This is a genomic window from Pseudomonas sp. AP19 (genome assembly GCF_001728855.1).
GTDB lineage: Bacteria > Pseudomonadota > Gammaproteobacteria > Pseudomonadales > Pseudomonadaceae > Aquipseudomonas > Aquipseudomonas fluorescens.
In genome coordinates this window covers 69,837-93,141 of record NZ_LXJP01000019.1, presented here as the reverse complement: position 1 = coordinate 93,141, position 23,305 = coordinate 69,837, and the positions used below count along the sequence as shown (strand labels likewise).

The following is a 23,305-nucleotide window of genomic DNA, read 5'->3' as shown; positions in this document are numbered from 1 at the left end:
CGAGATATCTGATCCGGTTCTGCAGCTCACAAGGCCGCTAGAACTATAAAAAATACAACAGTAAGAGTGGAGCACTATGAATAAGGCTACTAAGCAGATTTCCAAACTGTTTGCCGCTATGGTCCTGGCTGGGGTTGCTGGCCATTCGTTCGCAGCCGACACCATCAAGATCGGCATCGCCGGGCCTAAGACAGGTCCTGTGACGCAATACGGCGACATGCAATTCATGGGTGCCAAGCAGGCCATCGCCGACATCAACGCCAAAGGCGGCGTCGACGGCAAGCAGCTCGTCGCGGTTGAATACGATGATGCGTGCGATCCGAAACAAGCCGTGGCCGTGGCCAACAAAGTGGTCAACGACGGCGTCAAGTTCGTAGTCGGTCACCTCTGCTCCAGCTCCACTCAGCCAGCGTCCGACATCTATGAAGACGAAGGCGTCATCATGATTACCCCGGCGGCCACCAGCCCGGAAATCACCGCACGTGGCTACAAGCTGATCTTCCGCACCATCGGCCTGGACAGCGCACAAGGCCCAGCGGCCGGCAACTACATTGCCGACCACGTGAAGCCGAAGATCGTTGCCGTACTGCACGACAAACAGCAATACGGTGAAGGCATCGCCACCGCCGTTAAACAGACCCTCGAGAAGAAAGGCGTGAAAGTCGCGGTCTTCGAAGGCCTGAACGCTGGCGACAAAGACTTCTCCTCGATCATCCAGAAGCTCAAGCAAGCCAACGTGGACTTCGTCTACTACGGCGGCTACCACCCAGAGCTGGGCCTGATCCTGCGCCAGTCCAAGGAAAAAGGCCTGAACGCCAAGTTCATGGGCCCAGAAGGTGTCGGCAACGACTCCATCTCGCAAATCGCCCAAGGCGCTTCCGAAGGCCTGCTGGTGACCCTGCCGAAATCCTTCGACACCGACCCGGCCAACAAAGCCATTGTTGAAGAGTTCGCCAAGAACAAGCAGGACCCAACCGGTCCTTTCGTGTTCCCGGCCTACTCGGCTGTTGAAGTGATCGCCGGCGGTATCACTGCCGCGAAAAGCGAAGACACCGCCAAAGTCGCTGCCGCCATCCACGCAGGCACCTTCAAGACCCCAACCGGCGAGCTGAGCTTCGACGCCAAGGGCGACCTGAAGGACTTCAAGTTCGTGGTCTACGAATGGCACTTCGGTAAACCAAAAACCGAAGTTTCCCCTCAGTAAGCCAGGCGTTACTGGTCAACAAGCCCACTGTGCAAGCAGTGGGCTTTGTTTTACGAGGTTTATGGGCCTGACACCCGCGATCCGGGCGCTGGCTCACCTGAAAATCTTAAAACCGTCACCAGCGGTTCGCTGGCAAACGCTTTGCGCAAATGTGCTCACAGAACACAGCGCAGGGCCGGAACATGACTCCACCAGTGAAATGCGTATCGGGTTTTTAGGAGCGCTGTAATGCCTGAGATCTATCATTTTTTCCAACAGCTGGTTAATGGCCTGACCATTGGCAGCACCTATGCCTTGATAGCCATTGGCTACACAATGGTTTACGGCATCATTGGAATGATCAACTTCGCCCATGGCGAGGTGTACATGATTGGTTCCTACGTGGCCTTCATCGCCCTTGCCGGGATGGCCATGATGGGTATCCACTCCCTGCCGCTGTTGATGACCGCCGCGTTCCTTGCGTCGATCGTCGTGACCAGTGCCTATGGCTACAGTATCGAGCGGGTTGCCTACCGTCCCTTGCGTGGCAGCAACCGTTTGATTCCGCTGATTTCCGCCATCGGCATGTCGATTTTCCTGCAAAACACCGTATTGCTGTCCCAGGACTCCAAGGATAAATCCATCCCCAACCTGATCCCGGGGAGCTTCTCCTTCGGCCCGGGCGGTGCGGAAGAAGTATTGATTTCCTACATGCAGATCCTGGTCTTCGTCGTCACCCTGGTGGCCATGCTGGGCCTGACCCTGTTCATCTCCCGCTCCCGTCTGGGGCGCGCCTGCCGGGCCTGTGCCGAAGACATCAAGATGGCCAACCTGCTGGGCATCAACACCAACAACATCATCGCCCTGACCTTCGTGATCGGTGCCGCTCTGGCAGCCGTTGCGGCGGTACTGCTGAGCATGCAGTACGGCGTGATCAACCCCAACGCCGGTTTCCTGGTAGGCCTCAAGGCCTTTACCGCGGCGGTCCTGGGTGGCATCGGCAGTATTCCGGGCGCCATGCTCGGCGGGCTGGTGCTGGGTGTGGCCGAAGCCTTTGGCGCCGATATCTTCGGCGACCAGTACAAGGACGTTGTGGCGTTTGGCCTGTTGGTTCTGGTGCTGTTGTTCCGTCCGACCGGCATTCTGGGCCGTCCGGAGGTTGAGAAAGTATGAGCAGATATCTTAAATCGGCGTTTTTCAGCGCCCTGTTGGTATGGGCTGTGGCCTTTCCGGTCCTCGGCCTCAAGCTGAGCATTGTCGGCATCAACCTGGAAGTGCATGGCACCGGTCCCGTGACCTTGACCATCATCGCCCTGTGCTCGGTGCTGATGTTCCTGCGCGTGCTGTTTACCCAGCAAGTCGGTGCCTTGTTCAAGGGCAACCGTGTTCCGTTGGTGTCGCCCAAGGTCAGCCAATTTCTGACCCTGCCGCGCACCCAGCGCTACATCATCATCGGCCTGATCGTGGCCGCGTTGATCTGGCCGTTCTTCGGCTCGCGCGGCGCGGTCGACATTGCCACCCTGATCCTGATCTACGTGTTGCTGGGCCTGGGCCTGAACATCGTGGTGGGCCTGGCGGGTCTGCTCGACCTGGGTTATGTGGGTTTCTACGCCGTGGGTGCCTACACTTACGCGTTGCTCTCGCACTACCTGGGCTGGAGCTTCTGGGTCTGCCTGCCGCTGGCCGGCCTGATGGCGGCCACCTTTGGCTTCCTGCTGGGCTTCCCGGTCCTGCGCCTGCGCGGTGACTATCTGGCGATCGTGACCCTGGGCTTCGGTGAAATCATCCGTCTGTTCCTGCGTAACCTCACCGACATCACCGGCGGCCCCAACGGCATCAGCAGCATCCCCAAGCCAACGTTCTTCGGGCTGTCGTTCGACCGCACCGCGGCCGAAGGCATGCAGACCTTCCACGAATACTTCGGGATCGACTACAACCCGGTGAGCAAAGTGGTGTTCCTGTACCTGGTGGCCTTGTTGCTGGCACTGGCCGCCTTGTTCGTGATCAACCGCCTGCTGCGCATGCCGATCGGCCGTGCGTGGGAAGCCTTGCGCGAAGATGAAATCGCCTGCCGTGCGTTAGGCATGAACCCGACGGTCATCAAACTCTCGGCATTTACCCTCGGCGCAACATTCGCCGGTTTCGCTGGCAGCTTCTTCGCCGCTCGCCAAGGTTTGGTGACTCCGGAGTCGTTCACCTTTATCGAGTCGGCAATCATCCTCGCCATCGTGGTACTGGGTGGCATGGGCTCGCAACTGGGTGTGATCCTGGCGGCGATCGTGATGATTCTGCTGCCGGAAATGATGCGTGAGTTCAGCGAATACCGCATGTTGATGTTCGGCGCCATGATGGTGCTGATGATGATCTGGCGTCCTCAAGGCCTGCTGCCCATGCAACGTCCACACATGGAGCTGCGCAAATGAGCCGCGAGATCCTGAAAGTCGAAAATTTGAGCATGCGCTTCGGCGGCTTGCTGGCGGTCAACGGCGTGGCCCTGACCGTGAAAGAGAAACAGGTGGTGGCGCTGATCGGCCCGAACGGCGCCGGCAAAACCACGGTGTTCAACTGCCTCACCGGTTTCTACAAGCCGAGCGGTGGCAGCATCCTGCTGGACGGCCAGCCGATCCAGGGCCTGGCCGGTCACGAGATCGCCCGCAAGGGCGTGGTGCGCACCTTCCAGAACGTGCGCTTGTTCAAGGACATGACGGCGGTCGAGAACCTGCTGATTGCCCAGCACCGTCATTTGAACACCAACTTCTTTGCAGGCCTGTTCAAGACCCCGGCGTTCCGCAAAAGCGAGCGCGAGGCCATGGAATACGCCGAATACTGGCTGGACAAGGTCAACCTCACCGAGTTTGCCAACCGCCCGGCCGGCACCCTCGCCTACGGTCAGCAACGTCGTCTGGAAATCGCACGCTGCATGATGACCCGCCCGCGGATCCTCATGCTCGACGAACCGGCCGCCGGCCTGAACCCCAAGGAAACCGAAGACCTCAAGGCGCTGATCAGCGTGTTGCGTGAGGAAAACAACGCCACGGTGCTGTTGATCGAACACGACATGAAACTGGTCATGAGCATTTCCGACCACATCGTGGTGATCAACCAGGGTACGCCGCTGGCCAATGGGACGCCGGAACAGATCCGCGACAATCCCGAAGTGATCAAAGCCTATTTGGGGGAAGCGTAAAATGCTGCAATTCGAAAACGTTTCCACTTTCTACGGCAAGATCCAGGCCCTGCACAGCGTCAACGTCGAAGTGCGCCAAGGCGAGATCGTCACGCTGATCGGCGCCAACGGTGCCGGCAAATCGACCTTGCTGATGACCCTGTGCGGTTCGCCGCAGGCCCACAGCGGCAGCATCCGCTACATGGGTGAAGAGCTGGTGGGCCAGCAGTCATCACAGATCATGCGCAAAAGCATTGCCGTGGTGCCTGAGGGCCGTCGGGTGTTCTCGCGCCTGACCGTGGAAGAGAACCTGGCCATGGGCGGGTTCTTTACCGACAAGGGCGATTACCAGGAGCAGATGGACAAGGTGCTGCACCTGTTCCCAAGGCTCAAGGAGCGCTTCAGCCAGCGCGGCGGCACCATGTCCGGTGGCGAGCAGCAAATGCTCGCCATCGGCCGTGCGCTGATGAGCAAGCCCAAGTTGCTGTTGTTGGACGAACCGTCCCTGGGCCTGGCACCGATCATCATCCAGCAGATCTTCGACATCATCGAACAGCTGCGTAAGGACGGTGTCACGGTGTTCCTGGTCGAGCAGAACGCCAACCAGGCGCTGAAAATCGCCGACCGAGCCTACGTGCTGGAAAACGGCCGGGTGGTGATGCAGGGCACCGGGGAGCAATTGCTGACGGATCCGAAGGTGCGTGAAGCCTATCTCGGTGGCTGAGCCATTGAGGTAACAAAAAAACGGCCTTCGGGCCGTTTTTTTATCGCGGTTCAAAGCGTCGCGACCAACTCCCCCTTGCTCGCGCGCTGGCCTGCCAGCATCAATGCCCCGCCCAATAGCAACAAGCCCGCCGCCAGGAAGATATACGCGCCGTACACATCCAGCGGCGCGTCGAAATAGGCTATGACACGCTGTGCCACATTTAACGTCTGAGAGCACACCAGCGTACCGGTTAATGAGGCGATGGCCAGCACCGGCGTGACCGTTGCAGACACACGCCCCATGTAACCTTCCGGCACGGCTTCCTGGAGCATCGGCCCTTGCACAATCGCAAACACCGAGAAGAACAACCCACAGCTGAACATCAGCGCCCAGGCCAAGTAAAACGGCGGATGCAGCGAATACGCCAGGTAGCTGAACCCCATGCACAGCAATGCAAGGGTAAAGGCCTGGCGCGTGCTCAATGACTTCAACAGCGGCCGGACCAGCACGGCAGCAATCAAGCCGCCGACAGGGAACGCCGCGAGAATCAGGCCGTATTCATAAGGGCTCAAGCCCAAGGTTTTGAATGCATACAAGGACAATGCGACGTTATTGACCCCCAAGGAAAACCCATATAACGCCACACCGATCAACAACGTCCTAATCGAGGCGTGCCCCCAGGAAAACCGTAGCCCTGCGAGCACTCCATGCCAGAAGGGCAGCCGTTGTTGCTCGGCCAGCAAGGTCCGGCGCAGGCCCTGGGTAGACGCTATGCACAGGGCCGAACAGGCAAAAGCCAGCACATTGATCAGCAGTGCCAGGGCGGGGCCCACCCACACAAATAATGCCGGCCCAAGGGACGCCGACAACACTGAAATGCCCGTCAGGGAAAACATCGCCTTGGCCGATGCCTCAACGCGTCGTGCCGAAGGGATGACCACTTGCATGATCGCCTGGCGTGACGGGTTGAAAAACTGTGCAGCCGCGCTGTTCACCAACAACAAGAGCAGAACGCCGACGAGCACTTGCATCGGGTCCAGCCCGGCCAGGGAATAGATCACGAAAAAGATCAGGAAGTTGAGCACCCGAATCCCATCCGCCGCGATCATCACGTACAACGGGGCCATCCGATCGACCCAAGCCCCGGCCAGTGGGGCCACCAATACACGCGGAATAGCAGAGGCCGCCACCGCCAGGCCTACAGCCGTCGGCAAAAACGCACTGTCGTGAAACAAGTCAGTCACCAGCCACACGATGACGGTGCTCTCGAAAACGAACTCGCCAAACGATGAGAGGGCTTGCCCCAGCCACAAGAATGAGAAATTTCTGCTGATGAAAAAATCTGCAAAGCGGTTCTTCACAGCCACATTACCTTATTGGTCGTAAATACGTTCAAAGGACTCGAGCAACCCCCGGGCACAGGACTTGATGGGTTCGGACATACCGAACCTGGCAGCGATTTCGAGGGCCGCCACCGCATTCTTGTTACCTTTAACCGCTTCCCCGATAGCGGTCAGATCCCGCCAATGCTCCCAGGATGGATCAAAGGGAATAAGCGGCGGATGCCTGTCCCGCCAGTAAAACCCCCAGGTTCGCCACCCTGCGTAGAACGTTTGCCAATCCTGGGTCAACAGCGGCTTGGCAAAATTACTGAGTGCCAAAGGCTCAGCGAGCGGCTGAAACCGTGCCTCGATACTGCAACGCCAACCTGTGCCGGTATTGGTCGCCCCCCCATGCGGCGTAAACGTATTGAACAGCAGTACATCACCCGGACGTAATGCGAAAACGTTTTTTGCGCCCAGCACGTCGGGGCAGACTTGCCATCCTGATGGGTTGAGTGCCAGCTCGAGCGGTAACAGGGTTTCACCTGGTTTTTTGGTGTAAACCGGCAGCGATCCCGACCCTTCATCGACATTAAAAAAGGGTGCCCACAGGGTGATCTGCTGACCACTGCCCTGCAATTCCGGAAAGTCCTGGTGAACGCCCGGTGAGGAGTGCATGGAAGAATCCAAGGGTGCCAAACCGCGCACCCATTTGATCGGATGAACGAACACCTCATCGGTGTCGAAGAGCAGCTTCATCACCTCAATCACCTTGGGCGCTTGAAAGAGTTCTTCGGTCAATTCGCTGCGCATGACGTCGACAAACTTCAGAAAGTCCGGATCAGCCTGCTCTGGTTCCTTGAAGCGCGGCTGACCAATCTCGGTGAAACCATCCGTTATTCGATGCTTGCGCAATTGCTGGATCAGTTTTTCAGCGAGCAGTGCCAATTTCTGGCGATCAAGTAACTCGCGAACAACGACATAACCCTCTCGCTCGTAGGCATCCTTCAGCGGCGAAAGTCCGTTCATTTTTGCAACTCCTCGCGACGCACTCAGCCTGGAAAAACCAGCCGGATGGCATAAAGAACATCCCTTTCTTCCGTCAGGCGCAGCATATTTGACGCTGTTTCTTCGTGTACGGCCGGCGTCATTCTCGCCGCCAGCCCTTGATGCTGCCCCTCCAACAACAGGGCATGCCCTACACGCCCTACATCCAGCAAGGCTTTGGCGTAGGCAATATCAGGATCGCCGAATGCTGCAACAGCAAATTGCCAATTGATCCCAAGCAACACTGTAATGCCTTTGCCCCCGGCCCATCCTTGGCCCTGAATGATCTTGGCGACCACCTCGCTGTCACTGGCGCGGTCTGAACGCTTGAGCGCTCTGGGCGTATGGTCCAGTAACCAAGCTGCATCCGCCCAGCCCTGTACGCCCTGGGTAACGATTCCAGCAAACAGATGTGTTTCCTGGGCCAAAGCCTGATAGAGGCACCTGAGTACCGCCTCCAGCACCGAAGAAGGAACCTCGCGCTCGGCAACCGACGTAAAGCTGCGTCTTGAAATAGCGCGCTTGACGTCATAGCCGGTCACCAGCTTATCCAGCAGGTAACGATGGCTTTGAAGGGCCTGCGGCTGGGCGACCTGATCAGCCTGCAATTGCTTCAGGAACACATAAGGGCGCTCCCAGTTATGAGTCTCCCACGTATCGGGGATTGAAACTTCACTGCCGTGTTGGCTGACATATCTCATTAATTCCACCCTTCCAGCAAACCGATGGAAAACGCAGGAAGGCCGTCATCCAAAGACTCGTCGCTGAAGCTTTTGGCGTACTCGAAGTCCACGACAAAGCGTGATGTGTAGTGCCAGTTGCAATAACTGGCCAACGCCGACAATTGCGCCTCTGCATGACCGGCGTCGACGAGCAAGGCACGAAAACTTCGGGGATCACGGTAGCGGAACATTGATCGCCTTACCGCGGCACACAATACCAGCCTCACCACCCAGTCGGCATCCGAACTTGAAATGCGCTCAGCCTCCATTGAGTCGGGCAACTGCGGGGTAATTAATTTAAGCGAACTATCGATCGGGGAAAAATAGTAGACACCCGGCGCAATTATCGACGAACGATGTATTTCGACAAAACATTCCGTGGGGTGCCGGGCGCCGCCGGAAGGAATGGACTTCTTGAGCAGTTCAACTTGGTGATAATCACGCTCGCCGTCGTAATACGCCGGTTGGTGCAAACGCACGCCAAAGGTCCCAGACATAATCATACTGAACTGATAGAAAACAGAGTTTCTTAATTCATCGATGTCCAGATTAATGGCGTCAATGAGCGCAACATCATTGCCTGACTCAATACTCAACTCGACAGCGGGGTACGCATGTTCCTTGACGTAGGCTGCCATGATCTGAGCATCTGCCTCCAACGCCGAAAGACCTTGGGACATGTCCAGGAAAGGGTGGTTCTGGGTCGCACGGTGATAGCCGGACTTGGACTGCGCCAGCGCAGGCAGGCAAACATGGGCCAGCAAGGTGTCAATGCCAGCCTCACTGAGGGTGTTATCACGCGCAATGGCTTCCTTTACCAGATCGGCATTGACCGCCTGGCCGCAGTGCTCGGCAATGAGCCTGCCCAAGCCCTTGGAAATCTTGACGCCATTATGGCCTGACGAGTAGTCAACCCAACAGTCTTCTTTACCGTCTTCAAACACTAATGCCGCGGGATTTATATGATACATGAGCTGCTCCTTGAAAGACCTGGAGAGCGAACTCTCCAGGCCCGCTGCTTCTTACTTAGCCACTTTCACTGGCTTAGGCTGGGAAGGCAGTTTTACGTGCATCAGGTTGCAGGTAGCACTTTGCAGGAGAGCGACTTTTACTTCTTTCATCGTTAAATTCCTTCTTTTAGTTTAACTGGAAAATATCCAGAAGAGGGTTCCTGAATTGCGCATTTCATTTGTTGCCGGCCAAATCAAACTAAACAGCCGACTAATAAAAGTCAAACCGAAAAAGACTTAAATTTATAACTGACTGTTCCGCATATACAAAATTATTGTAAACCCCCGATAACGGGGACACAGCACTATGCCAGCCAAAAAATATCAGATTAAAAACACCCAACAAGCGCATGACTCGCGCCCTTCCCCATTCAAACGTCCACGACACATAGGCATTAACCCCCCACACAGGGCCTGAATAACACCGCCCGCTTTCTTTTGAGATAGCGAAAATCCGCCACTTATATTTAAAAAATAGGATCTATTAAATTACGCCATCAGTACTTAAACCCGATCAGGTGAAACCTTACCCGTTACCGAAAACAGCGTTAACCGAACGTCGTTCATCAGGCTTTTATTTGGCTTGGTAAATAGCCACGCAAGGAAACACCTCAACGCCCGAGCCCGAGCATTCAGGGGCGAGTGATCGCGGCAGCTAGCGAATTGAAATTTTTTTGCAAGCCGCTGTAACGCATGGGGGTGCCCCAACTCTAGAGGGGTAAGCAAGCAAAAACGCTTCCTTACCCAACCTCACTGCTGGAGTTACACCATGACGACTAAATCCCGTTCGCTGTCCGCCGCCACCCTCGTTCTGGCCCTGGGTTCGGCCCTGAGCCTGTCCGCCCTGACAAGCACCGCGCACGCCGCCGATGACATGCAGAAGTGCTTTGGTGTCGCCGAAGCCGGCAAGAACGATTGCGCCGCAGGCGCTGGCACTTCCTGCGCCGGCACCTCGAAACTCAAGGACCAGGCCAACGCCTGGAAGCTGGTCCCTGCCGGCACCTGTACCAAAACCCCGAGCAGCACCTCGCCGACCGGTTTCGGCCAGGAAGCAGCCTTCACCGCCAAGTCCTGAAACAGCCCTCGGCCTGAGTACTGATGATGACGCTTTCTCCCCAACACACGGTCTCACCCGCTCAGGCGCCCGGCCTCCCTTGCAGGGCCGGGCTGGGGCTGAAGAACGAGCACTTCAGCGAAGTGCTCGAGACCTCGCCCGACATCGGTTTTTTTGAAGTGCACGCCGAAAACTACATGGTTGCCGGCGGCCCGTTCCACCATTACCTGGGGTTGATCCGCGAGCAGTACCCACTGTCGTTGCACGGCGTGGGTCTGTCCATCGGCGGCGAAGGCCCGTTGAACCGTGAGCACCTGGCACGGTTGGCCACGCTGATCAAACGCTATCAACCCCACTCTTTTTCCGAACACCTGGCCTGGTCCAGCCACGGCCCGGTGTTTCTCAACGACTTGCTGCCCTTGGCTTACGATGCCGCCACCCTGAAACGGGTGTGCGAACACATCGACCAGGTGCAAAGCACCCTCAAGCAGCCGATGCTGCTGGAGAATCCGTCGACCTATCTGCAATTCCAGCGCTCCACCCTGGACGAGACAGACTTCATCAGCGAGATCATTCGCCGCACCGGTTGCGGCCTGCTGCTGGACGTCAACAACGTCTATGTGTCGTGCATCAATCACCAGCGAGATCCCCTTTCCTACATTGACGCACTGCCATTGCGCGCCGTGGGAGAGATTCATCTGGCCGGATTTGCCGAAGACACTGACAGCCTGGGCGATCGCCTGCTGATCGATGACCATGGTGCGCCCGTCGATAACGCCGTATGGCAGTTGTACCAACACGTCCTTGTGCGTACGGGCCCGGTGGCCACGCTGATTGAGCGCGATAACCACGTGCCGGCCTTCAGCGTGCTGCACGCCGAAGCCCAACACGCCGACTGGCATCTGTCGCAGGTGAACCAATGAGCCTTCAAGATGCGTTTGCCAGTGCCCTGCTCGCACCCGACCCGGTCTGCCCCGAGGGTCTGTTCAGCAGCAACGGCGCCGATCCGGCCAGCCGCTTTGCGGTGTATCGCAACAACGTCCACAGCGCGCTGATCAATGCGCTGGTGACGGCCTATCCCGTCACGTTGCAGTTGGTCGGCGAGGCATTCTTTCGCGCCATGGCCAGCCTCTATGTACAGGCCTGCCCGCCCAACAGCCCACTGATCAGTGAATACGGCAGCAGCTTTGCCGACTTTATCCAGGGCTTCGAGCCGGCTGCCAGCGTGCCCTACCTGGCTGATATCGCGCGCCTGGAACGCTTGCGGGTGCGCGCCTATCACGCGGCGGATGTTGCGCCACTGCAACAACAGGCCGTGTTGCAGGCACTGCAAACCCAAACCCACTTGGGCGAACTACGCCTGCAACTGCATCCCTCACTCGCCACGTTGAACTCCGCCTACGCGATCGTCGCCGTCTGGGCAGCGCACCAGACCGAGGGGGCCATTGCCAGTTTGAATGCCTGGCATGCGCAAAGTGCCTTGGTGTTACGCCTGGGGCTGGCCGTCAAGGTATTCGCAATAGACGCAGGTTCGGTCGCGTTCATCAACAGCCTCAACCACGGCGCTGGGCTGGAAATGGCCGTGACCCAGGCCCTGGAAGCCGCCAGCGAATTCGACCTGAACCAGTGCCTGACCCTGCTGATCAGCCACGACGCCATCACTCATTTGCACACAGAACAAAAGGAATCGCCATGAACACTTCCCCTACTTGCCTGGTAAAACGGACCATCGCTCTGTTCGAAAAAATCCCCTACAGCCTGATCGCCTTTCTCGCGCGTTTTTCGATTGCAGCGGTGTTCTGGAAGTCGGGGCAAACCAAGGTCGAAGGCTTTGCCATCGACCTGATCAGCGGCACGTTCCAACTGGGCGAACCACGCCTTGCCGCCTCCACCCTGCCGCTGTTTCGCAGTGAATATCACGTGCCTTTGCTGTCGCCGGAAGTCGCCGCGCACATGGCAGCCTTTGCCGAACACTTTTTTCCGGTGTTGATTCTGGTCGGCTTGGCCACACGCTTCTCGGCCCTGGCCCTGATTGGCATGACCCTGACCATTCAACTCTTCGTCTACCCCGACGCGTACCCGACCCATGGCACCTGGCTTGCCTTGTTGCTACTGCTGGTCGCCAAAGGCCCGGGCAGCCTGTCGATTGATCACCTGATTGCACGTCGCTACCGTTAAAGCCGGTCCAACGCTTCACCGCTGCGCTTGAACCAATCCACCAGGTAATCGGCGAGCACTTGAGTGCGGCGCGGCAAGCCGCCCTGATACGGGTGAACCAGATACATCGGCATGCTGCGAGTCTGATAATCGCGCAGGAGCCAGCGCAATCGACCGTCAGCCAGTTCCGCCGGTAAAACGTAGGACGGCAGGCGGGCGATACCGGCGCCCACCAGTGCGGCTTTTTTCAACAGGTTGTAGTGGTTGGAAGCGAATGTGCCGCTGACCCGCACACGCAGCAATTCGTGTTGCTGGTGGTACAGCCATTCTTCACGCCCGCTGTAGTGACTGTTCAACAGGCAGGTATGAGCTGCCAGGTCCGCCGGGGTCAGCGGCTCGCCGTGCTGTTCCAGATAGGCCGGGCTGGCGCAGGTCATCTCATGCCAGGCCAGCAATGGCTTGGCCACCAGACGCTCGTTTTCGATGGCCCCCATGCGCACGCCCAAATCAAAGCCATCGCGCGCCAGGTCCCGGTAACTGTTGCTCAATTCCAGTTCGATCTGCACCTGCGGGTACTGCTTGGAAAACTCGAGCAGCAAACCATCGAAGAAGGTTTCCCCCAACGACACCGGAACCGTCATACGCACCGGCCCGGCCAGGTCGTCCTTGAGCCGCGCCAATGCCTGTCGGGCGCGCTCCACCTGTACCACCAGCGCCTGGGCCTGGGGCAACAACGCCGCACCGGCTGCGGTCAGGCTCAACTTGCGGGTGGTACGGTGCAGCAACACCACGCAAAACCGCGCTTCCAGTTGGCTGATGCGCTTGGACAGCTGGCCCTTGCTGCACCCCAACTGCTCGGCCGCGACGGTAAAACTGCCGGCTTCGATCAGCACGGCAAACGCCGCCAGGTCATCCATCTCGCTCATGGATTGTTTCCATTTGAAAACCAAAGGTTGCCTATTAGCGCGTTTATCCGACCGAAAAGCCACACTAGACTGAAACCTCACTTACCCCTGGAGGAACAGCACGATGAAAATCCTATTGATTGGTGCCAGCGGCACAATCGGCTCGGCCGTCAAAGCAGAACTCGCCCAGCGTCACGAGGTGATCAGCATCGGTCGCACCCATGGCGACTTCCAGGTGGACATCAGTGACAGCGCTTCAATCCGCAAGCTATTCGAACAGACCGGCAAGTTCGATGCTCTGGTCTGCGCGGCTGGCAGTGTGAATTTCGTGCCGTTGGGTGACATGAGCGAAACCGATTTTGAACTGGGCCTGCGCGACAAGCTGATGGGCCAGGTCAACCTGCTGTTGATCGGCCGCGAATACGCCAACGATGGCGCCTCGTTCACCTTCACCAGCGGCATTCTCAACCGTGACCCGATCCGCACCGGCGCATCTGCCGCACTGGTCAACGGCGCACTGGATGCCTTCGTCAAAGCTGCCGCGATCGAGTTGCCACGGGGCCTGCGCGTCAATTCCGTGAGCCCGACCGTGCTGCTGGAAGCCATGGGCAGCTACGCGCCCTACTTCCGTGGCTACAAACCTGCACCCGCTGCTGATGTGGCATTGGCCTACGCGAAAAGTGTCGAAGGTTTACAGACGGGCCAGACCTTTATCGTCGGCTGAATTTTGTGTCTGTCAGAAATTCCTGAAGCCGGCCGACGGGCTTGTGGTGCGGCGTCAGCCTGCGTAACGTGGCGGCACTTGTTTGGAGACCCGATAAATGCGCGCCGCCCGTACCCTTGCCCTGTTTGCCCTGCTGCCCCTGTTCACCGCTTGCCAGATGTTCGAGAGCGAACCGGCCAAACCGTCGACTGCGGGGCTGACCCGTATGCAGGGTGAATTGACAGCGGTGGCCGGCAAACTGTTGTTCCAGCCGTGCGGCGACAAACGCAACTACGTGGTCAACGACACCGGCGGCACCAGCATCCTGCAGGAGGCCGCCTCCCTGGCCGGCCAACAGGGTTTGCTGTTTGCCGACTTGCGCGGCAAGTTTTCCGGTGTTGCCAGCGGCACCCAGGGTTCGGTAGACCTCCAGCAGCTGTATCGGGTCGAGCGCTCGACCTCGGCCTGCGATGACCCGGATTTCAAGCGCATGACCCTGCGGGCCAACGGCCACAAACCCGCCTGGGCGATGAACGTCACCGCCAAGGGCATGGTGCTCGAGCGTGAGGGCCAGCCACCCCTGGCGGTGCCCTACGTAGAAGAGCAAATGGGCGACGGCCGCTTTAACCTGATGACGGAAGCCAACAACCAACACATCGAACTGTGGGTGGCGCCGCAACGCTGCATCGACAGCGTCAGTGGCAGCTTGCAACACATGACCGCCGAGTTGCGAGTCAACGGCCAGGTACAACGGGGTTGCGCATCGTTCGGCGGCTCTCGCGACGACTGAATCAGCCCTGCGCTGTTTTAACATGACGAAAAACCGCCATTGGGGCTTATAATCGCCGGTTTGCAAAACAGCCGGCCTCTTTTCCCGCCGCCTACCGGATCCCGTCATGTTACGAATCACCGAACTCAAGCTGCCCATCGACCATCCCGAAGAAGACCTGCGGCCTGCCATCGTGCAGCGCCTGGGCATCGCCAGTGATGACCTGCTCGATTTCACCCTGTTCAAACGCAGCTACGACGCCCGTAAAAAATCGTCGGAGCTGTGCTTCATCTACACCATCGACCTGAACGTGAAGGGCGAAGCCGCGCTGCTGCTCAAGTTCGCCGATGATCGCAACGTCAACCCGGCCCCGGATGTCAGCTACAAGGTGGTGGGCCAGGCGCCGCACGGCCTGGTTGAACGGCCAATCGTGGTCGGTTTTGGTCCGTGCGGGATCTTCGCCGGGCTGCTGCTGGCCCAAATGGGCTTCAAGCCGATCATCCTCGAACGCGGCAAGGAAGTGCGCCAGCGCACCAAGGACACCTGGGGCCTGTGGCGCAAAAACGTGCTCAACCCGGAGTCCAACGTGCAGTTCGGCGAAGGCGGCGCCGGGACCTTCTCCGACGGCAAGCTCTACAGCCAGATCAAGGACCCGAAATTCCACGGTCGCAAAGTGCTGCACGAGTTCGTCAAAGCCGGTGCGCCGGAAGAAATCCTCTACGTCAGCAAGCCGCACATCGGTACATTTCGCCTGACCGGCGTGGTGGAAAACATGCGCGAGCAGATCATCGCCCTGGGCGGTGAAGTGCGCTTCGAACAGCGGGTTACCGACGTGCTGATCGAAGATGGCCAGTTGAACGGCGTCGTGGTGAATGACGGTGAGCAGATCCTCTCCAGGCACGTGATCCTCGCCCTTGGCCACAGCGCCCGCGACACTTTCCGCATGCTCCACGGGCGTGGCGTGTACATGGAGGCCAAGCCGTTTTCGGTGGGTTTCCGTATCGAACACCCGCAGTCGCTGATCGACGCGGCGCGCCTGGGCAAATACGCCGGGCACCCAAAACTCGGAGCTGCCGACTACAAGCTGGTGCACCACGCCAAGAACGGCCGCTCGGTCTACAGCTTCTGCATGTGCCCAGGCGGTACGGTAGTGGCAGCCACTTCCGAGCCCAACCGTGTCGTCACCAACGGCATGAGCCAGTATTCGCGTAACGAACGCAATGCCAACTCCGGCATCGTGGTCGGCATCACCCCGGAAGTGGACTACCCAGGTGGCCCGTTGGCCGGCATCGAGTTGCAGGAGCGCCTGGAGTCCCACGCCTACATCCTCGGTGGCAGCAACTACGAGGCACCGGCGCAGCTGGTGGGCGATTTCATTGCCGGCAAGCCGTCCACCGCCATCGGCAGTGTGGAACCGTCCTACAAACCGGGTGTGGCACTCGGTGACCTGGCACTGGCCTTGCCGGACTTCGCCATTGAAGCGATTCGTGAAGCGTTGCCGGCGTTCGAGAAACAGATCAAAGGCTACTCGCTGCACGACGCCGTGTTGACCGGTATCGAAACACGCACGTCATCACCGTTGCGGATTACCCGTAACGAGTCGATGCAGAGTTTGAACGTGAAAGGCCTGTTCCCGGCGGGCGAAGGTGCGGGTTACGCCGGTGGGATTCTGTCGGCGGGTGTCGACGGTATTCGAATTGCCGAAGCATTGGCGCGGGACATGCTCGGTATCGAGGCCTAAACCGAATCTGAACAGACAGCAATTCAAATGTGGGAGCGGGCTTGCTCGCGAAGGCGGACGGTCAGTCGAAAAATCATTGACTGAACCACCGCCTTCGCGAGCAAGCCCGCTCCCACATTGGGTGTTGCGCGGTATCAGATGTTGGCGCGCAGGACGCTGTCCGGCAGCGGTTCGCCCCGTTCAACACTGGCCGCAACGGCCGCGATCAAACCGTCAAGTTCATAGCCCTGCCCCGTCAGCCACGCCTGATCGTAGTAAGTGGTGGCATAGCGCTCCCCACCATCACACAAGATCGCCACGATCGACCCCGACTCCCCCGCCGCTTTCATCTGCTGCGCGGCCACCAGGGCGCCAATCAGGTTAGTCCCGCTGGAGCCGCCAACCCGCCGCCCCAGCCGTTCGGCCAGGTAGTGCATGGCGGCCAGTGACAGCGCGTCCGGCACCTTGACCATGGCATCAATCACCTTGGGCAGAAACGACGCTTCAACCCGTGGCCGGCCGATGCCTTCGATGCGCGAACCGCACTCCAGGCGCAGGCTGGCGTCGCCGGTCTGGTAGTAATCAAAGAACACTGAACGTTCGGCATCGGCGCACAACACGCGGGTGCAATGCTGGCGATAACGCACATAGCGTCCCAGGGTAGCGGTCGTGCCACCGGTGCCGGGGCTTGAGATCAACCAGCTCGGTTCGGGGTAATGCTCAAAGCGCATCTGCTGGAAGATCGACTCGGCGATATTGTTGTTCGCCCGCCAGTCCGTCGCCCGCTCGGCGTAGGTGAATTGGTCCATGAAGTGACCGCCACTTTCCTTCGCCAACCGTTCGGACTCGGCGTATATCTGCGTCGGATCATTCACCAGATGGCTTTTGCCACCGTAGAAAGCGATCTGCGCGATCTTCTCTTTCGACGTGGTGGCCGGCATCACCGCAATAAACGGCAGACCGAGCAAGCGTGCAAAGTACGCCTCGGAGATCGCCGTCGAACCGCTGGACGCCTCGATCACTGGCGCACCTGGCTTGAGCCAGCCGTTACACAAGGCATACAGGAACAGCGAACGCGCCAGCCGATGCTTGAGGCTGCCGGTGGGGTGGCTGGACTCATCCTTGAAGTACAACTCGATACCCGGCAAGCCCGGCAATGGCAACGGGATCAGGTGTGTGTCGGCGCTGCGTTGAAAGTCCGCTTCGATGATGCGAATGGCTTCACGGGCCCAGATACGGTGGTCACTCATAGGGTGCGTCTCTAAAGATTTCAGCCCCGATTTTAGGGGGTTTCCTACACTGCACACAGATACAGTGACGTCTCAATTAGACACACAATTGCTAGGCTTCGGCCCATCATCGATCCTGACCATCGCTTATAACAAATAAGAATATAACTTTTGTTTTAACAACTAACGGTACGGGTTAGGGTACCCACCTATTGAACCTGGATTGGAGAGCATCCCTTGCCTCTGCGTAGCACTTTCACCCGTTTCTTCCAGCTGGAAGCCGCCAGCGGTCTGTTGTTGATCGCCGCTGCCGCCTTGGCGCTGATCATTAATAACTCACCGTTGTCGCACCTCTACGGTGCCTTCCTCGATACCCCGGTAGTGGCGCAGATTGGCGCACTCAAAATCGCCAAGCCCGCCTTGCTATGGATCAACGATGGCCTGATGGCCCTGTTCTTCCTGCTGATCGGCCTGGAGGTGAAGCGCGAGTTGCTCGACGGTCACCTGTCCAAGCCCTCGCAAGTGGTCTTGCCCGGTGCGGCGGCCATTGGCGGCATGGTCGTACCCGCGCTGATCTACTGGGCGATCAACAAGGATTACCCCGCCGCGCTGTCCGGCTGGGCGATCCCCATGGCCACCGATATCGCTTTTGCCCTTGGCGTACTGGCCCTGCTGGGCAAGCGCGTGCCGGTGTCGCTGAAACTGTTCCTGATGACCTTGGCCATCATCGATGACCTCGGTGCAATCATCGTCATCGCCGTGTTCTATTCAGCCGACCTGTCGGGCGCCGCCCTGGCAGGTGCGGGCGCGTGTCTGGTTGCGTTGATCGCGATGAACCGCCTGGGCGTGATCAAACTCGGGCCCTATCTGATCGTTGGCCTGATCCTGTGGGTCTGTGTACTCAAGAGCGGCGTCCACGCCACGCTGGCTGGCGTGACCTTGGCGTTCTGCATTCCGCTGCGCACCAAAAACGCCGAACCTTCGCCATTGCTGACCCTGGAGCACGCGCTGCACCCGTGGGTGGCCTACGCCATCCTGCCGTTGTTCGCGTTCGCCAACGCGGGCGTATCCCTCACCGGCGTGAGCCTGGAAAGCTTCACCCACCACGTGCCCCTGGGCATCGCCGCTGGCCTGCTGATCGGCAAGACCATTGGTGTGTTCGGCCTCACCTGGCTGGCCATCAAGACCGGCCTTGCCGCCCTGCCCAGTGGCGCTAACTGGGGTCAGGTGTTCGGCGTGGCGATCCTGTGCGGTATCGGCTTCACCATGAGCCTGTTTGTCGGCTCCCTGGCATTTGTGCCGGGCGCCAGCGAATTCGCCGGCGAGGATCGGATGGGGATTCTGACCGGGTCGATCCTGGCAGCGTGTATCGGCTATGCCGTGACGGCGATGGCGAGTCGCAAGAAAGCCTGACTCCAGTCTGAAACACCCCAAAACCCCAGCCGGTCGCCCGGTTGGGGTTTTTCTTTTTCCGCCGCCTACGTTTAGCCGGCAATCCGGCTGCCCCACCTAAAGACTTTCGCTCAGCCGCCGACTAGAGGGTATGGCGATCTCACCGTCCGCGCCTGGGACACCCGCCCGACACTGCTTCCCAACGCGTTTTCAGCCCGAGCGACATGCCCATGTTCCTGAGAAATATAAGAATCGCAGCCAGAGCCTTCATCGGCTTCGCCGCTATTGCATCACTGAGTGTGTTTCTCGGCCTGTTTGCCCTCAAGCAGATTGGCGAAGTCCAGTCACAAGCCGCTGACATTCAGAACAACTGGATGCAACGCGTCAGGATCCTCGCCTTGGCCAATGCGTCCCTCGACCGTTATCGCCTGGGCGAGATGGCGCACATCCTGTCTTCCAGCGATGCCGACATGCAGACCTACGAAGACAAATCCGCCGGCCGCCTGAAAAGCGTCAAGGAGCAGCTTGGCCAATATGCAGCGCTGCTGAGCACTGCTGAGGAAAAATCACGCCTCGATGTGTTCAACCAAAGCCTCGATGGGTACGCGAAGAACCACACCGAGATGCTCAAACGCTCGCGTTCCGGCGACAAGGCCGGCGCCCGCGACTTTCTCAACAGCATTCGAGAAAGTTATGAGCAGATGACCAAGAACTTCGACCAACTGATAGACCTGGCCAACAAAGGCGCAGAACAGGCCGGCCAGACGTCCGTAGCCGCCTATCAGCATGCTGTGGGTGGCATCTCAATCGTTATTCTGCTGGTGAGTGGTGGCACCGTATTGGTGGCCTGGCTGCTGACCCGAAGCATTACCGGTCCCATTATTGAAGCGGTACACGTAGCCGAAACCATTGCCAGGGGTGATCTCACCCAGCCTATCAACCCGACGGGCAACGACGAAGCCACCCGCCTGCTCCGGGCACAAGAGACCATGCGCAATAACCTGGTGCAGACCCTGCGACAAATAACCGGCTCCTCCAACCAATTGGCCGCAGCGGCCGAAGAATTGAATGCCGTGACCGCCGAAGGCAGCCGGGACTTGCAACAGCAACATGGCGAGATTGAACAGGCAGCCACTGCTGTCACTCAGATGACCACCGCCATTGAAGAGGTCGCCAGGAACGCGGCCTCCACCTCCGACCTGTCCCAGGAGTCGCGAAGCATTGCCTTGAAAGGCCAGCAGCGCATGGTTGAGGCGTTGAACGCCATCAAAGCCTTGACCCGTGGCGTGGAGGTCAGCTCCGGGCAAGTGGGCGGCCTGGCTGAACAGGCCAAAGGTATCGGCAAAGTGCTCGATGTTATCCGCACCATTGCCGAGCAAACCAACCTGCTGGCACTGAACGCGGCCATCGAAGCTGCACGTGCCGGTGAGGCCGGCCGTGGTTTTGCCGTGGTCGCCGACGAAGTTCGCGCCCTGGCCCACCGCACGGCCCAATCGACCCAGGAAATCGAACAAATGATTGGCGGTATCCAGACCAACACCGCCAGTACCGTCAACACCATGCTCGACAGCAGCACCATGACTCAGCAAACCCTGGGTCTGGCCGAACTGGCACAGCAAGCGCTGGCGGATATTCTGGCTGCCAACGATGAAATCAATGACCGAAACCTGGTGATTACCACGGCGGCCGCGGAACAAGCCGGCGTTGCCCGGGCGGTCGATCGCAACTTGCTCAATATTCAACAACTGTCGGTTCAGTCCGCAGAAGGCTCGACCCAAACCACCGCCGCCTCGCAGTCCCTCGCCAGCCTGGCGCATGAATTGAACACGATGGTGAAGCACTTCCAGATTTGAAGTGACAGGGTAAAAAACCAAAAGGCCGCTTCGGTTTTAGCCGAAGCGGCCTAGCAGGAACACGTGATAAACACACAGGGCATTCACTACGAGGCTCCACGTGCGTCGTGCAAACTTCGACATACTCGGCCCGCCATGAGTTGAGCCGTACCGTCAGTGTGCGTTCAGATCTGTGATTGCGTCCTGTGCGTAGGCAACCCCAGCCGCAAACTCATTTTTTAATACCTGCGTTTTTGCACCTTTAGAAACATGCATCAGACAATTCCCACAAGTCGCCGGGATTGCCTTGCCCCTGACCGCCCACTAATCTCCCCCCGTCGCTGACACTCAGCGATCAGGCGTCGCGGCCTGTTAACTTGATGCATAATTGCCATCGTTTTTCGTCAGCTACTCCTGTGGCTGGCGCCTCGTGTTATGGCAGCTGTGCGCGGGATACCTTCGGGTATGCCGAGTTTCAAGTTCTCGGTCCGCGAACCTGCGTACAGCTGCCACCTTCCATCGCGTCGCGGCGATCAGGGGCGGCTCCAGCCAAACTTGGAGATTTACCCATGTACAAGGTCACACCGAATCCTCCTCCGTTAGACACCGCACAGTTATTGGCACAAGCAAGCCGCGCCGCCAATCATTTCGAGCCCGACACCACCTCGTCAAATCGTTACGAGCCACTGTTTTCGATCAGTTCAGCCGCCAACACAGAGGCCTTGTTGGTAAATGCATACGAAACCCTGATAGGCGCCAGCGGGCTGACCTCTGATTTGGCAGACACAGTGGACGGAAAAACACGCAGCCAATTGTTAGCCATTGGGCAGTTACTGGAACTGGCGGGGCTTTTAGTCGACCGAGCAATGGAGCAGCAGTGCCCTGTCTAATGAAGCTAAAAGCGCTTAGCTTCAATTTGTAGACATCCTGCCCCCTAAAACAAAAACCCCAACCGGTCACCCGGTTGGGGTTTTTTGTGTTTCAACGGCCAGCGCTTAGCGAGTAACGCGGCTGGTGCCGTTAACGGTCATGATGCGCACACGGTCGCCGATGCGGAAGACTTCGTTGGCATCAACGGCCTGGACGTAGGCGCGCATGCTGCCATCGTCTTCGCGAACGGTGATTTCAACGCCCTGGGTACGGGTCAGGCCTTCTTCAGCGGCGGAACCCAGCAGGCCACCGGCAACAGCACCGATAACGCCGGTGACGATACTGCCACGGCCACCGCCAATGGCGCTGCCACCAACGCCACCCACCACGGCACCGGCAACGCTGCCGATTGGGGTTTTGGTGCCTTCGATTTTCACCGGACGCAGGGATTCAATGGTACCCATGCGAACGGTCTGTACACGACGCGCTTCGTCACGGGAGTACGAGTCGCCGGTCAGACTCGAGGCGCAGCCACCCAACAACAACGACAGGGTGGTAAAGCAGGCAACTAGTAAAACGGACTTACGCATAGCATCAACTCCAAAGGACAGGTAATCATTAGACGCCGCAGCTTGGCGCCTGTCACGGCAAGCACGCCAGAAAATTGCTTTCATTCAGCCTTAGTACAGACTGCCAGTACCAGAAAAATCGACGAACGGTAGCGCTCACCCTATTCCGGAGAACGTCATGAAAGCGCTCTTCATTGTAGTCGCGCAAACGAACACGCCGAAGCCTCCTGTGTGGAGACTTCGGTGCGAGGGTCAGCATTCGGATGCAATGAAGAGGATGAAACTCAGGGCGCCAGGCGCTCACGCGTCCATTCGCCGGCTTGCAGGCGATAGTTCAGGCGGTCATGCAGGCGGCTGGCGCGGCCTTGCCAGAACTCGATGCGCTCAGGCAACAAACGGTAGCCACCCCAGTGCTCGGGGCAGTCGGGTTGGGTATCGCTGAAACGCTGTTCGGTCTGCTTGAGCAGCTCCTGCAGCTCTTCACGGTCACGAATGACTTGGCTTTGCGGCGATGCCCAGGCGCCAAGACGGCTGCCCAAAGGCCGAACCTGATAATAAGCATCCGACTCTTCAGGCGTTACCTTGACCACCCGCCCTTCGATGCGCACCTGGCGCTCCAGGGTGGGCCAGAAGAAGGTCATGGCCGCAAACGGCCGCGCCGCGAGTTGTTCACCCTTGGCGCTCTGATAGTTAGTGAAGAAGGTAAAGCCCTGTGCATCCAGGCCCTTGAGCAACAGGATGCGGCAGTGCGGGCGACCGTCCTGATCAACCGTTGCCAGGGTCATGGCATTGGCCTCCACCGGTGGCTGCTCGGTTTTTACCGCCTCGCCAAACCATTGGTGGAACAACGCAAACGGCTCGCCCGGGGCCTGGGCCTCGCTCAAACCGTCCCGTGTGTAGTCACGGCGCATATCGGCCAGTGCCTGGGTCATGCAGCTTTATCCTTCTG

The 23,305-nt window shown here is 58.7% G+C and carries 23 protein-coding genes; 15 read left to right on the top strand and 8 right to left on the bottom strand.

What is annotated here, in order from left to right:
- The first annotated feature begins 76 nt into the window (after positions 1-76).
- The 5 genes from A7D21_RS15480 (at position 77) to A7D21_RS15460 (ending at position 5,073) form a co-directional block, all read left to right on the top strand.
- Complete coding sequence (locus A7D21_RS15480) at positions 77-1,204, top strand: branched-chain amino acid ABC transporter substrate-binding protein (protein WP_053254800.1); 1,128 nt, start codon at positions 77-79, stop codon at positions 1,202-1,204.
- Between the two features lie 228 nt (positions 1,205-1,432).
- Complete coding sequence (gene livH, locus A7D21_RS15475) at positions 1,433-2,356, top strand: high-affinity branched-chain amino acid ABC transporter permease LivH (RefSeq protein WP_069552057.1); 924 nt, start codon at positions 1,433-1,435, stop codon at positions 2,354-2,356.
- Positions 2,353-3,606 (top strand): high-affinity branched-chain amino acid ABC transporter permease LivM, encoded by a 1,254-nt coding sequence (locus tag A7D21_RS15470; RefSeq protein WP_069552056.1) that lies wholly within the window; start codon positions 2,353-2,355, stop codon positions 3,604-3,606. Before livH ends, A7D21_RS15470 begins: the two co-directional genes overlap by 4 nt.
- Positions 3,603-4,370: a high-affinity branched-chain amino acid ABC transporter ATP-binding protein LivG gene (gene livG, locus A7D21_RS15465; protein WP_010212365.1), complete on the top strand. Its 768-nt coding sequence runs from the start codon at positions 3,603-3,605 to the stop codon at positions 4,368-4,370. The genes A7D21_RS15470 and livG overlap by 4 nt, the downstream gene beginning before the upstream one ends.
- Position 4,371: 1 nt before the next feature.
- Positions 4,372-5,073 (top strand): ABC transporter ATP-binding protein, encoded by a 702-nt coding sequence (locus A7D21_RS15460; RefSeq protein WP_010212366.1) that lies wholly within the window; start codon positions 4,372-4,374, stop codon positions 5,071-5,073.
- A gap of 50 nt (positions 5,074-5,123) precedes the next feature.
- Here the strand turns inward: A7D21_RS15460 and A7D21_RS15455 are convergent, their stop codons facing one another.
- From A7D21_RS15455 to A7D21_RS15440, 4 genes are read right to left on the bottom strand one after another with little or no spacing between them, the layout of a single operon-like run.
- The gene (locus tag A7D21_RS15455; RefSeq protein ID WP_069552055.1) at positions 5,124-6,416 is read right to left on the bottom strand and encodes an MFS transporter; all 1,293 of its coding nucleotides are present in this window, start codon (positions 6,414-6,416) and stop codon (positions 5,124-5,126) included.
- A gap of 12 nt (positions 6,417-6,428) precedes the next feature.
- The gene (locus tag A7D21_RS15450; protein ID WP_069552054.1) at positions 6,429-7,406 is read right to left on the bottom strand and encodes a phytanoyl-CoA dioxygenase family protein; all 978 of its coding nucleotides are present in this window, start codon (positions 7,404-7,406) and stop codon (positions 6,429-6,431) included.
- A 23-nt stretch (positions 7,407-7,429) separates the two neighbouring features.
- Positions 7,430-8,125 (bottom strand): hypothetical protein, encoded by a 696-nt coding sequence (locus tag A7D21_RS15445; RefSeq protein WP_053254796.1) that lies wholly within the window; start codon positions 8,123-8,125, stop codon positions 7,430-7,432.
- Positions 8,125-9,117, bottom strand: a complete 993-nt coding sequence (locus tag A7D21_RS15440) for a hypothetical protein (RefSeq protein ID WP_069552053.1) — start codon at positions 9,115-9,117, stop codon at positions 8,125-8,127. Before A7D21_RS15440 ends, A7D21_RS15445 begins: the two co-directional genes overlap by 1 nt.
- 808 nt (positions 9,118-9,925) lie before the next feature.
- Here A7D21_RS15440 and A7D21_RS15435 point away from each other — a divergent pair.
- The 4 genes from A7D21_RS15435 to A7D21_RS15420 are packed head-to-tail and all read left to right on the top strand — an operon-like array spanning position 9,926 to position 12,388.
- Complete coding sequence (locus tag A7D21_RS15435) at positions 9,926-10,231, top strand: DUF2282 domain-containing protein (RefSeq protein WP_069552052.1); 306 nt, start codon at positions 9,926-9,928, stop codon at positions 10,229-10,231.
- Between the two features lie 23 nt (positions 10,232-10,254).
- The gene (locus A7D21_RS15430) at positions 10,255-11,133 is read left to right on the top strand and encodes a DUF692 domain-containing protein (RefSeq protein ID WP_069552051.1); all 879 of its coding nucleotides are present in this window, start codon (positions 10,255-10,257) and stop codon (positions 11,131-11,133) included.
- Positions 11,130-11,906, top strand: coding sequence for a DUF2063 domain-containing protein (locus A7D21_RS15425; protein ID WP_069552050.1), 777 nt, complete (start codon positions 11,130-11,132; stop codon positions 11,904-11,906). Before A7D21_RS15430 ends, A7D21_RS15425 begins: the two co-directional genes overlap by 4 nt.
- Entirely contained in the window at positions 11,903-12,388 is a 486-nt protein-coding gene (locus tag A7D21_RS15420) for a DoxX family protein (RefSeq protein WP_053254791.1), read from the top strand. The genes A7D21_RS15425 and A7D21_RS15420 overlap by 4 nt, the downstream gene beginning before the upstream one ends.
- Here A7D21_RS15420 and A7D21_RS15415 read toward each other — a convergent pair.
- Positions 12,385-13,293, bottom strand: a complete 909-nt coding sequence (locus tag A7D21_RS15415; RefSeq protein WP_069552049.1) for a LysR family transcriptional regulator — start codon at positions 13,291-13,293, stop codon at positions 12,385-12,387. The two genes, A7D21_RS15420 and A7D21_RS15415, sit on opposite strands and share 4 nt — an antisense overlap.
- Before the next feature lie 103 nt (positions 13,294-13,396).
- On the opposite strand from A7D21_RS15415, the gene A7D21_RS15410 reads away from it, so the two are divergent.
- From A7D21_RS15410 to A7D21_RS15400, 3 genes are all read left to right on the top strand, one after another.
- Positions 13,397-13,996 (top strand): short chain dehydrogenase, encoded by a 600-nt coding sequence (locus tag A7D21_RS15410; protein ID WP_069552048.1) that lies wholly within the window; start codon positions 13,397-13,399, stop codon positions 13,994-13,996.
- 97 nt (positions 13,997-14,093) lie between these two features.
- Positions 14,094-14,765: a COG3650 family protein gene (locus A7D21_RS15405; RefSeq protein WP_069552047.1), complete on the top strand. Its 672-nt coding sequence runs from the start codon at positions 14,094-14,096 to the stop codon at positions 14,763-14,765.
- A gap of 106 nt (positions 14,766-14,871) precedes the next feature.
- Positions 14,872-16,485: an NAD(P)/FAD-dependent oxidoreductase gene (locus A7D21_RS15400; RefSeq protein WP_053254787.1), complete on the top strand. Its 1,614-nt coding sequence runs from the start codon at positions 14,872-14,874 to the stop codon at positions 16,483-16,485.
- Positions 16,486-16,619: 134 nt separating this feature from the next.
- Here the strand turns inward: A7D21_RS15400 and A7D21_RS15395 are convergent, their stop codons facing one another.
- Positions 16,620-17,714, bottom strand: a complete 1,095-nt coding sequence (locus A7D21_RS15395) for a PLP-dependent cysteine synthase family protein (protein WP_053254786.1) — start codon at positions 17,712-17,714, stop codon at positions 16,620-16,622.
- 216 nt (positions 17,715-17,930) lie between these two features.
- Between A7D21_RS15395 and nhaA the strand changes: the two genes are divergently transcribed.
- The 3 genes from nhaA (at position 17,931) to A7D21_RS15380 (ending at position 21,807) form a co-directional block, all read left to right on the top strand.
- Complete coding sequence (gene nhaA / locus A7D21_RS15390; RefSeq protein ID WP_069552046.1) at positions 17,931-19,106, top strand: Na+/H+ antiporter NhaA; 1,176 nt, start codon at positions 17,931-17,933, stop codon at positions 19,104-19,106.
- A gap of 209 nt (positions 19,107-19,315) precedes the next feature.
- Entirely contained in the window at positions 19,316-20,938 is a 1,623-nt protein-coding gene (locus A7D21_RS15385; protein WP_053254784.1) for a methyl-accepting chemotaxis protein, read from the top strand.
- A 548-nt stretch (positions 20,939-21,486) separates the two neighbouring features.
- The gene (locus A7D21_RS15380; protein ID WP_053254783.1) at positions 21,487-21,807 is read left to right on the top strand and encodes a DUF6124 family protein; all 321 of its coding nucleotides are present in this window, start codon (positions 21,487-21,489) and stop codon (positions 21,805-21,807) included.
- Positions 21,808-21,912: 105 nt separating this feature from the next.
- Here the strand turns inward: A7D21_RS15380 and A7D21_RS15375 are convergent, their stop codons facing one another.
- Together A7D21_RS15375 and pdxH are read right to left on the bottom strand one after the other, a co-directional pair.
- A complete protein-coding gene (locus A7D21_RS15375; protein WP_053254782.1) occupies positions 21,913-22,377 on the bottom strand; it encodes a glycine zipper 2TM domain-containing protein in 465 nt (154 codons plus the stop codon).
- A gap of 263 nt (positions 22,378-22,640) precedes the next feature.
- Complete coding sequence (pdxH, locus tag A7D21_RS15370; protein WP_053254781.1) at positions 22,641-23,288, bottom strand: pyridoxamine 5'-phosphate oxidase; 648 nt, start codon at positions 23,286-23,288, stop codon at positions 22,641-22,643.
- Positions 23,289-23,305 lie beyond the last annotated feature (17 nt).